This window comes from Xylanibacter rarus, assembly GCF_001275135.1.
GTDB lineage: Bacteria > Bacteroidota > Bacteroidia > Bacteroidales > Bacteroidaceae > Prevotella > Prevotella rara.
In genome coordinates this window covers 1-11,577 of record NZ_LFQU01000033.1, presented here as the reverse complement: position 1 = coordinate 11,577, position 11,577 = coordinate 1, and the positions used below count along the sequence as shown (strand labels likewise).

The following is an 11,577-nucleotide window of genomic DNA, read 5'->3' as shown; positions in this document are numbered from 1 at the left end:
TTTTATTGGAGTAGAAAATAATTACTAAATTTGCACGATAATATGAACTAATCTTAAATAATTAAAAATGTCAACTTTAACATTAGCTATCGTAACCGTATTTATCATCGGTTATCTGTGTATTGCCCTCGAAAGCTTCACCAAGGTGAACAAGGCTGCCATTGCGCTGCTTATGCTGGTGGGCTGCTGGACAATATTTATGTTCGATCCGGGAAGCTACCTGCCCGGTGTTGCCGGCGATAAGATATCGCTTGCTGTAAATGAAATAATTGAGAAGCATCTGGGAAGCACTTCTACCACACTGTTCTTCCTCATGGGTGCAATGACCATCGTTGAGGTGGTTGACCAGAACGGCGGCTTCAACTTCGTCCGCGACATGATGAAGACGAAGAACAAGAAGACTCTCTTGTGGCGAATAACGTTCATGACGTTCTTCCTTTCGGCCATCCTCGACAACCTGACGACCAGCATCGTTATGATAATGATTCTGCGAAAGCTGATTCAGGAACGTAAAGACAGACTCATATATGCGTCGCTCGTGATTATAGCGGCCAACTCAGGAGGTGCCTTCTCGCCTATTGGTGACGTTACGACAATCATGCTGTGGAACAAAGGTCTGATAACGGCTGCAGGAGTTATAAAGGAACTTATTGTGCCGTCGCTTGTTTCTGTGGCTCTGCCTGCCTACCTTCTGTCGCTGTCGCTCAAAGGCGAAATAGCTGTTCCGGCAATAGCCGGAGGCAAGACGGCTGAAACCAACGAACTGACAAAGAGACAGCGCAAGACGGTGTTCCTCATCGGTGTGGGCGGTCTTATCTTCGTTCCTATATTCAAGTCGATAACTCATCTGCCTCCGTTTGTTGGCATATTGCTGGTGCTCGGCGTGCTGTGGACCGTAACCGAACTGTTCTATCGCCATCTGCACAAAAATGAGGAGAGGGGTGCAATGCAGAAAAGAGTTGTAAACATCCTTTCACGCATCGACATGAGCACCATTCTGTTCTTCCTCGGCATACTTATGGCTGTTGCCTGTCTTGAGACAATAGGCGTGCTGGCCACTCTGGGCGAAGGCCTCAACACAACATTCAACGGCAACCATTATATCGTAACAGGCATTATCGGCGTGCTGTCGAGCATCGTTGACAATGTGCCTCTCGTAGCAGGATGCATGGGTATGTATCCTATTGCCGAAGTGGGCGACATGGCACAGGACGGCATATTCTGGCAGCTCCTGGCCTACTGCGCCGGCGTGGGCGGCTCTATGCTCATCATCGGATCTGCCGCAGGCGTTGTTGTCATGGGTCTCGAAAAGATTACTTTCGGCTGGTATATGAAGAGGATTTCTCTTATAGCATTTGCAGGATACATGGCCGGAATATTGATATATTGGGTAGAAAAGACATTCATCGGACTATAACATAGTCATCCGTCGATAACGGCACGCATCTCATGACGCAACCGTGCATGGGGTGCACAAAATACAAAAAAAGAGGAAATGCACGCTTATGATGCATTTCCTCTTTTTATATATCCACTTGCTCTGCCTACGCAGAATTTATCCCCCAGCCGGTCATATAAAATTTCCGCTTTTTACATTGAGCAGATTGTCATGGAACGGGCATATAATAAAATAAGGTGTATGCAGCAATGAAAAAATCGGCCATTAGACATTGATTATGACTAATGACCGATTCTATTCTAAAAAGCCTTCTGCCGCACTGTCATCTTGTGCCGGCTCTATATTCGCTTGGCTTACAGCCTATCTTCACCTTAAACTTACTTGAAAAATAGTCGGGCGAATCAAAGTTGAGCCTGTAGGCAATCTCCTTTATACTCATGTCTGTGGTAGACAGCAATTCCTTTGCACGTTGCAGGCGCAGGTCCTGCTGATAAAGTGCCGGCGACATGCCGGTGTATTCCTTAAACAGCTTGCGGAAGTTAGAATAGCTTGAGCCAAGTTCCGCAGCAATCTCCTGCACCGTTATCTTCGACTCCACACCCTCGCGTATGCGCAGGCGTGCCTTGTTTATCATGTCTACATATCCGCCGCGGCGGTTAAGCTCCATGTTGCGTTCAAGCGCATACATGTGGCCGAGCAGATTGTTCACGATGCCGGCAAGTATCTGCTGCGAATAGGCAGCCTCCTCCTTTGCAGCCTTTATGGCCGAGTTATACAGATAAACGATGTCGCCGCTGAAACCTACATGATATACGGGCTTCTCGAGCGACAGGAAGTTGTAGCGCATACGGTCGTCCATGTTGCGGCCCTTGTAGCCAATCCAATAGCTCTTCCAGAACACTCCCGGCAGAGGATGATACGTATGCCACTCTCCCGGAAACAGCAAGAAGATATCACCGGCCTTGATATGAACATTCCTTACATGCTCCGACGAGAATATGCCCTCGCCTTCTATAAGATAGAGCATCTGATATTCATCAAGCACGCGGCCGCGCTCAACATCAAAAAAATATCCGTCGCCATGCCCCTTGGTAGGATAGTCCTCGTCAGGGCCCACTTCGTCGTATCCCACAGTATTTACGACAAGTCCCCATTGGGCGTCACGGTCGTTAGCTACTAAATATTTACTGTCCTGCATGCGTCAATTTATTCTCAGTTAATTACATACTGCAAATGTTTCATGGGATGTCCGCCCCAGGTGTTGTTGCCTACGAACTTGAATCCCACCCTGCCATAAAGTTTCTCAGCCTTCGGATTACCGGTGTCTACGAGCAGTCCTACAGCAGGCAGCCCCATGCCCTTGGCCTTTTCGATAACGGCATTGAGCAATACGGTTGCCACGCCCTTGCCACGGCAGTTTTCAGGTACGGCTATGCTGTCGATATACAGCTCGCCCGGCCCTGTCTCGTCAGCTATATTGCTGAAGTCGCGGCCGAAGTTGTCATTCATGGCCTTGACAAAAGCCTTGCGCAAGTCGTGCAGATGTCCGCCGTCGTAAGACACGCACATACCGCAAACTCCGCCGTCCTCGTCTATAGCCACCATGGTGTTCTTATAGCTGTACTGCGAATCTTCCGAAAGCACGAGTTCTGTCATCACACGCTCAAAATCATCGAGAGTGTGGTCAGGACCGACAAAATACTGGCAACATTCATAATTCATTGCCTGCATTATCAGTCTTGCTATCGAAAGAGCCTGAAATTTCTGAGCTGATTGTATTTCCATTGCAAAAGATTAGATTATATCATTCGTTGCAAAAATACTGAAAATAATACAATCTACAAAATCTATTACTCAAAATCAGCCGGCGCTTAATATTTATAGCGTATTATTCTTCTTTTTTCAGTGTTACAAGCACTTTGTCAATACGCGCACCGTCCATGTCGACAATCTCGAGGTTGAAACCGTTCCATTCGGCACGCTCGCCCGACTGCGGTATATGCTTCAGCTGCTCTATTATCAGTCCGGCCAAGGTGTTGTAGTTCTGTTCGCCGTCGTACAGGTCTTCTTTGTCAAAATAAGACAGGAAGTCGTAGAAAGAGCACTGTCCGTCAACAAGCCAGCTCGCTGCGTCTTCACGCTCTATGATGTCAGGTTCGTTGTTCACCTCGTCTATTGTTCCTACAAGGCCCTCAAGGATGTCTCTCAGAGTGATTACGCCCTGAAAGCTTCCGAACTCGTCGCAGATAAAGGCCTGCGTAAGGCGTTTCTCCTTCATCTGTTCGAGAGCCTTATACACGCTCATGTTCTCGTAGAAATAAACAGCCGGACGCATTATCTCCTTCAGGTTGAGAGTGCTTGCGTCGAGCCTGAAGATAAGATCCTTAAGCGACACCACGCCCACGATGTTCTCCAGGCTGTGGTCTATCACGGGATACGACTCATAGAGGTCGTCGTTAAGCACTTGTCTTATCTCGTCCTTAGTCATGTTCACGTCGAGCGTAACCACCTCTGAGCGGTGTGTCATAAGCGAATTTACCTTAAGGTCGCCAAGCATGAACACGCGCTCAACGATGTCCTGCTCAACTTCCTGCACCTCGCCGTCTTCCTTGCCTTCCTGGACAATCGACTTTATGTCCTCCTCTGTAACCTTGCTCTCCGCATTCTTAACGCCAAGCAGGTTGACTATTGCCTCTGTGCTCTTTGACAGAATCCATACGAACGGACTGGCTATGAGCGACAGCACATACATAGGGCGCGATATAACCTTTGACACGCGCTCGGCAACGCTCATGCCTATGCGCTTTGGAACAAGCTCGCCAAGAATTATCGTCAGATATGTAACAATGACTACTATTATTGTCTGTGCCACGGGATAGGCCCATGATGCCGACATACCGGCATGCTCGAGCACGTCAGCAAACTTGCCCGATATGGCCGAACCCGAATAGATACCTGTGAGAATGCCGATAAGCGTAATGCCTATCTGTACGGTGGATAAAAACCGGTCGGGGTCGTTGGCCAGCCTGAGGGCAGTCTTTGCGCCCTTGCTCCCCTTCTTCTCGTCGTTTGTTAATGTTACCTTTCTCGCTGATATAACTGCTATCTCGGACATTGAAAATATTCCGTTGAAAAATATCAATAGCAGAATAATTATAATTTCTTCCATTAATGGTTTAAACCGTATTGTTTCAGTTGCAAAGATAATGCATGTAAAGTTAATTTCAAAATAAATAGGCACATTTTATTTAAATTGAAATACATTATGTGAGTGAAGAGATAAGAGTGAAGAGCGAAGTTTTCAAATGTTATGCCAATTTACATCTGTACAACATCTTACAATACAACATTTGAAATGACCGGCATCTAACCTTATTCCTTCACTCTTATCTTTCACTCCTATCTCTTCACTTCTCAGAACGTCGGTGTATTCACCGGCTTGTTTTTAACCGTAGGCAGTGTCTGATTATTTATCTTCTTTCCTGCCGTGAAGTTCCATGTAACAAACAGCACTACGTGCGAATCCGGTGTAAGCAAAGTGCGTCTCTTCTCCCAGCCTTCACCGAACATAGTAAGTTTCTTTGTGTTGTAGAGTATGTTTTCGTACAGAAGGCTCACGTTCATCTTTCCTTTCATCAGCGACACATATCCGCTTACGTCCATTTTGAACCTCGCGTTCTCATCATAACTTTCAGTCCTGTTTTTGCTCGATGCTGTCATGTTGAGCGTAAGTCCTAAATACTTGTTTATCTTGAAGTCGTTGTTGCTTCTGAACGTAAAAGTTCCGTGGTTAATCTTGTTCTCACCGCTGCGTGAATGTCTGTATAGATATGCAATGCTGGTATTTGTGTGCCAGAAGCTGAATATACGCCCTGTATAGTTCATCGTGAGCGACTGCTGCATGCTGTAGGCAGAGTTTTCAGGCCTGGTGTAATACACGCCCGGGCGGTTTTCGTCTTTATGCATGATTACGCTCACAATGTCGCTTCCGTAGCTCATGCTATATGAGAAAGATAAACGTCTGTTTAAAGAGAAATACAGTTCTACATCGTCATACACTTCCTTTTTAAGATCCGTGTTGCCTATGCTGTAGAGGTCGTCTCCCTGCCATGTCACGTTAGGAATACGGTAGCCGTAGTTGGGCAGATAGAACATGCGGCGGTAGCTGATGTTCAAATATCTCATCTTGTTTTCGTCAATGGTCCACTGTCCTGACAGAGAGGGGCATATTCCGTCCTGCCATCTCTCAAAGTTGTTTGAGCTGTCCAGGTAATCCTTGTATTTCTCGTTCGTTCCGCTGTATCTCATCCCAAACTTCAAGAACAGCGACTTGCTCGGTATCAGGCTATATTCAGCCCATGCAGAATAGTAATCTTGATTCAGACAAAACTTGCCGTCATCTATATATGACATCGTCTTTGTGCCGCGGTTGTTGTTCATGTTGGACATATAGTAATACTCAAGGCCGGCTGTCAGGTTCATATTGTCGTTAAACTTGAAATGGGCGTATGGTGATACAGTCACAAAGTCGATGTCATAGTTCTGCCTGGCATTGTCAAACATCCCGTTTGTGTTATATTCCTGCCCGTTGTCATATTTGTTTTTTGAATAGTCTATACGCATGTTCAAGAAGTTTTCACCTCCGTTGCCCAGTCCCTTGCGGTATTGTGTGCCTATGCTGTATGCACGGCTGATTGGCTTTGCCTTTATATCAAGAGTGTCGTTTCCGCTAATGCTGTTCTTTGACGTTCTGTTCCAGCTTGCCGACACTCCGCCGTACAGGTCTATCCTGTCTGTCTTGTTGAAGGCGTATCTCAGAGACAGGTTGTCGCCGAAAATCCTGTATCTGGTTGTGTTGTGCTTATATGTGTAAGAGTCGTCGCTGCTGTTATATTCCTTTGTGAGGATGTCAGGATATTTCCCGTACTCAAAGGCAGTCAGATAGTTGTTAATCGTAAATTTTCCCTTGGTGTAAAGCAGGTTCAGCCTCGGCGATTCGCCGTACAGATCCTCGGTGTTCATACCTCCGTATACGGTTGCCGAGCCTATGAGGCCTCCTTCTTGCCTAAGATGTATTTTCACCACTCCGCCCGTAGCCTTCTCGCCATACGAGCCGTCGGCAAACGGAATTATCTCAATGTCTTCAATCATTGAAGGCGGTATCGACTTGAGCTGTTCGAAACTTATCTTTCTGTCTTCCAGATAGATAAGGGTATTCTGCTTTCCGTTCAGGCTCAGACTGCTTTCCGTAACATCTATGCCGCGCACATATTTAAGAAAATCTTGTGTGCTCTTTCCCTTTGTCAGCGGATTTCCTTTCACTTTCACAATGGTTTCGCCCGTACGTTTCTGCCTGGTGTAGTTGGCCATTACGGTTATGCCTTCGAGCATCTCGGCCGAGTCGTCCATGCGTATATTCCCCAAGTCTGTATTGCCTTTCACGGTTATGTCGCTTATGTAGTCGGCAAGTCCGATATATGTTATCTTCAGCTCGTAATTGCCGTTGTCAAGGGCGCTGAACGAGAACACTCCATTGTCGTCAGCCACAGTCTGCCGTCTGAACGCACTGTCGCCGGCCATGGTTAAAGTTACACTTGCACGCATCACAGCCATGCCTTCTTTGTCTACAACACGGCCAGTCATGCCATACTTGTTTTCCTGAGCGCCCGAACCTACAGATATCAAGGCGAAAATTATGAAAAGCAGAAATCTCATATTATATATTTTTTGGTTTTACATAGCCCATGCCCCTTTTGAGTCAGAAAGGATATGGTTAATATCTTAAGTCTTCAGTTATTAGACGTACACACATTGCCCTTTGTGACATCATAAACAACGTTTTTTCATGGAAAACTTGCAATGATGCCGGTTTGGCCTGCGCCGTAGTGGCGGCATATCATGCACTGCATGCTATGCCGCACTGCATCGAGTCGTATTGACGTTTGAGTTTAAATTTATTTCATTTATATTATACCACCCGAAAATCAAACTAATATTTACGGTTCATCAAGTTGATGTCATCCTGTATGTCCTTCACGATATTGTTGTCCAGGTCTATTCTCTTCTTCTGGTTCTTTCTTATTGTCCATCTGAACAATATATAAGGATGAAAGACGTCTTTCTTGTTTAAGATTGACATTTCATACTCTTTGTCGCGTACACGCATCTTCGACTTGAGGTCCTTTGTAAGAAATTCTGAACCAACCGACAGCGATATATTGGGCGTGATGTTATACGACACAAAGATATTGCTTGTCGTAGGCGTAAGGTTGTGCTGTGCCGACACGTTCGTGTACGTGTAATTGGTATAGGCCACAGATCCGTAAAAGCCCCATTTGCCTAAAGTCTGAAACAGAAAGAGGTTGCCCATAAAGCTCTTCTTGGCATCTTGTCCTGGATAATATTCTACAAAATGCGTCAGTGTCGTACCTACTGTGGTGTTTTTATATCTGTAGTTAAACAGGGCCGACAGATTGATATTTGAATAGTGGCCAAGGTTTTCAAATGTTGACGTATAGACACCGTTGTCGTCAACAAAACCTATATTTTCGTATCTGTCCGTTATATAGCAGTAGTTAAAATAGGCTCCTGCGTAAAATCCGTTTTTATAGTACGAGTATCTCAGCGAAACGCCGTGAGTTTCCTGTGGCTTTAGGTAAGGATTGCCAACGTTACGGCGAAGCGAGTCGGTCGACGTGTCATACGGATTCAGCATAGCCACGTCGGGCGCGGCGCTGTTCAGCGTATAGCCCAGTTGCAGGCTTCCTGCCTTTTTCATGTTCCATGTAAACGCTGACGACACATAAGGACGATAATAATGGTCTGACACTCCGGCCGACTTGCGCCAGATGCCCTCATATCCGAGCGAAACCATATACATAAAATTCTTTATCATTCCGTTTGCCGATGCATACAGAAACTCGCTCCATTCATTATGACGGTAGACGGGAAGCATGCCGTATTTTTCGCTGAGCTTGTCGTTTATGTAGGTTGTCGCATTTCCAAACGTAAGCGATGTCTTGTCGTTTACGTCCCATGTAAATTCGCTCGTCTGCGACACAGTGTTCTTGCGTGTGCTGAAGTCCGTCATGTCCTTCCATGTCTCTGCCGGATATATGTCGGTTGTGTTGTTTCTCAGATTATTATAATTATACGTGCCCGTAAGATAATTCTCAAGCATCATCTTGTCGTTTATCGTATGTCTGTAGAACAGTGTGCCTGAATATACCCTTGACAGACTTTTCGACTTATAGTCGGAAGTCATGACGTCATTGCCCGCATTTCCGTTAACAAGGTCAACGAACGTTCCGCTGCCCTCCGTCTCAGCGTGCGCGCTGTTGTTGTTTCCCTGAAAATAAGCTGCGAGATAGTCTTTTTCAGTCGGCTTGTATTTCAGCATCAAGGTATAGTCAAGCGTCTTGCTGCTCGACAGTGTCTTTTCGTTTATGTCCTTTATATAGCTGTTGCTTTTAGTCCAGATGCCGTTTTCTGATTTCTGGTCGTGTGTGTATTCAGGGCCGAAGTCGGCATAGACTGAAAATTTGCTGTTGCCAATCTCAATTTTTCCCCACGTTGAACCCCAATAGTGCGGAAAATCATTGCGCAGGCCATACTCGTAAAACTGATACAAGGTCTTTTGCGGTTTCAGGCGTATGTCCAATATCTTCTGCACGCCCTCACGCATATATTTCGCATTCACTACATCTTTTATCTCCACATAGTCAATCCTCTTCGGGTCTATTGTCGTAATTCCTGAATTAACTTTTATTCCGTCAACAAGCACCAGCAGCTGTTTTCCGTCCATAGACTTCACCGTCTCTGTTATATAATTACTGATAATGTCGGGTACTTCCTGCAACGCCTTATACGGATTTCCGCTTTCACGCGCTTTCTTAGACAGGTAATATATATGGCCTGTTGCCGTGGTCACCCGGGGACGTTCGGTAGTAACCAGCACTGAGTCGAGCTGAATGTCTTTCTCACGCAGCACAAAGTCTTCGCTCAAATCCTCGGTCATGCTTATTTCTTTATTTACCGATGAATATCCCAAGGCTGACAGCTCTATGTTATATGTATCAGGACTCAGGTTCTTTAAGGCAAATCTGCCTTTGGCGTCAGTAGACGCCAGCGCTACGATAGTGTCGTTCTTCAGCAGCATTATCTGCACATCTTTAAGAGGCGCACCCGTTTCTGTATTAATCTTTCCTGAAAAGGAAATCTGTGAATAGGTGCAGACAATGGCGTTAAGAAATAAGAGTATTAACAAGAATCTTTTCATAATATTAATATGTTACGATTAACGATTTACTTTCTTAAAGTTTTATGGTTTTTATTTTTATTCACATCTCCAGTCTTTTTGTGGCATCATCAATAACGTTTTACATGGCTACCTTGCAAGTTTGCCGGATCGCCCTGCGCCGTTACTTTCGCAAAACAACGGAAATTTTATAATAAAAACAAATTTTGGCAATTAAAAAAGTTCACAAAAAGTTCACAAGACTCTTTGCGAAAAGCTGCAAACTTCACAAAACTTCACAAACGTGTTTTTCATTAAATTTAGCTGTTCGCAACAGCTCTACGGACGTACATCTCATTAATTATCGTGCTGTGAAATCTTTTCACAAAGACTTCACAGACGTATTTTCTTCATGATGTAAATCACTGTTTATAAAGACTTTATGTATCTGTCTAAGTCTCTCGACGAGCCGTCTTTGCCGGTTATTCTGTTATACATTCGTTTTCGTATGTTGGCAATGTCCTGAAGACTGCGGCCGGTAAGCATATTTATCTGCGAAGGTGCGAAGCCCAGCTTTACCAAGAGGCACAGCTCATATTCGCTTTCACTCAAAACGGACTTCAGCCGGCTTATTTCTTCGTAGCTGTCAAACAGGCTTATGAGCATTTTGCGCTCTTCTCCGCTCATCATCACGTGCTCCTTTTCGGCATGTCTACGTAAAATTCTTACAACCGGCTCGTCTGCAAACGGCGTAATTCGGGCAGCAATGTCCTTCTTTTTCTCATATTCGGCTTTCTCTTTTTGCAGCCTTTCAATCTCTTCCTCCTTCTCCTTAATCAGACTTTCCATCCGCGTCTGTCTGTTTTCGGTCAGTATGTCCAGCTCGCGTCTTGCCTTCTTCAGTTCGCTTATGCTGCGTTCGTATTCTTTTATCTCGTTAACTCTTGCCCTGCGTTTCCTTATTATATATGTTCTCACGGCCAGTGCTCCGCCAATGGCTGCTGCCATGATAGCCATAATTATGATTATGCTGATATATTTTGTCCGCAATGCGTCTTTCTCAGCCTCTTCAGCATTCTGCCTGTATCTGTTATAGTTATACATGGCCTGCATCTGCTGAAGATGTTCGGTTGACATACGGGCATAAATCGTATCTGACATCTGGCGTGTTAATTCAGAATATTTTGCTACAGAGTCAGGGCGATGAAGTTTTTTGTATAATTCAGTAAGCCCCTCGTAGCTGTATCCAAAATCATTAGGATAATTGGATGTTGTTCTCAGGCACTTGTCAAAGCACAGCCTTGCAGAGTCATAGTCGTTAATGCTAAGATAATAATATCCTTTAATTGCATAATGCACTTCCAAGCCTTTTTTTATGTTGCCATATTTATCAAATCTTCCGCTCATTTTTTCATATACATCCAAGGCATGCTTGGCTTTTGATATGTTTCCTCTTTTTGCGTAAATGTCAATAAGTGGCCCTAAAGAGTAGGCTGTTTCTCTTTTATATCCGTATTTGGAGTAAAGTCCATACAGCTTTTCGCGTATGCTGATGACAGAGTCTATGTTGCCTTTAAGTTTATATATATTTGCTTTCTGCTCGTATGTAATAATAGCATTTAACGTGTCTTTTGCCTTCATTGCGTATTTAAACGCCAGGCTATTTTCGTGGAAAGCATCGCTGAAGGCAAACTGGCTTCTGAAAATCTCTGCCGACCATACGTGTGTTCTGTGCAGTGTAAGGAAGTCGCAGCTGCTGTCAGTGGTGTCTGCCTTTGCTGCCGCTTCATGAAAATACTGCAATGCCATGGGGGCATCCTGACTCCTTTGATATGCAAATCCAAGGATATAGTATGCGAGCATACGTTCGTTAGAATCTCCGTGTTTGTCAAAATAGTCGGCAATGTCTTTCAGCGAGTCGGTGCTCATGGGTATTGCGAGT

7 protein-coding genes are annotated in these 11,577 nt (G+C 45.0%); 1 reads left to right on the top strand and 6 read right to left on the bottom strand.

The features are described 5' to 3' along the window. The first annotated feature begins 67 nt into the window (after positions 1-67). Positions 68-1,417 carry a sodium:proton antiporter NhaD gene (gene nhaD, locus ACU52_RS12590; RefSeq protein ID WP_021853662.1) on the top strand — a complete coding sequence of 450 codons (1,350 nt, stop codon included), beginning with the start codon at positions 68-70 and terminating at the stop codon, positions 1,415-1,417. Between the two features lie 304 nt (positions 1,418-1,721). Here the strand turns inward: nhaD and ACU52_RS12585 are convergent, their stop codons facing one another. From ACU52_RS12585 to ACU52_RS15310, 6 genes are all read right to left on the bottom strand, one after another. Then, the gene (locus ACU52_RS12585; protein WP_021853663.1) at positions 1,722-2,597 is read right to left on the bottom strand and encodes a helix-turn-helix transcriptional regulator; all 876 of its coding nucleotides are present in this window, start codon (positions 2,595-2,597) and stop codon (positions 1,722-1,724) included. Positions 2,598-2,611: 14 nt separating this feature from the next. Continuing rightward, on the bottom strand, positions 2,612-3,184 hold the full coding sequence (locus ACU52_RS12580; protein ID WP_021853664.1) for a GNAT family N-acetyltransferase: 573 nt from the start codon (positions 3,182-3,184) through the stop codon (positions 2,612-2,614). Between the two features lie 103 nt (positions 3,185-3,287). Further along, a complete protein-coding gene (locus tag ACU52_RS12575) occupies positions 3,288-4,568 on the bottom strand; it encodes a hemolysin family protein (RefSeq protein ID WP_021853665.1) in 1,281 nt (426 codons plus the stop codon). 245 nt (positions 4,569-4,813) lie between these two features. Then, positions 4,814-7,114 carry an outer membrane beta-barrel protein gene (locus ACU52_RS12570; RefSeq protein WP_053399039.1) on the bottom strand — a complete coding sequence of 767 codons (2,301 nt, stop codon included), beginning with the start codon at positions 7,112-7,114 and terminating at the stop codon, positions 4,814-4,816. Positions 7,115-7,388: 274 nt separating this feature from the next. After that, complete coding sequence (locus tag ACU52_RS12565) at positions 7,389-9,677, bottom strand: TonB-dependent receptor (protein WP_082335287.1); 2,289 nt, start codon at positions 9,675-9,677, stop codon at positions 7,389-7,391. Positions 9,678-10,064: 387 nt separating this feature from the next. Beyond that, the coding region (locus ACU52_RS15310) for a hypothetical protein (protein ID WP_082335286.1) at positions 10,065-11,577 on the bottom strand (1,513 nt) is incomplete at its 5' end.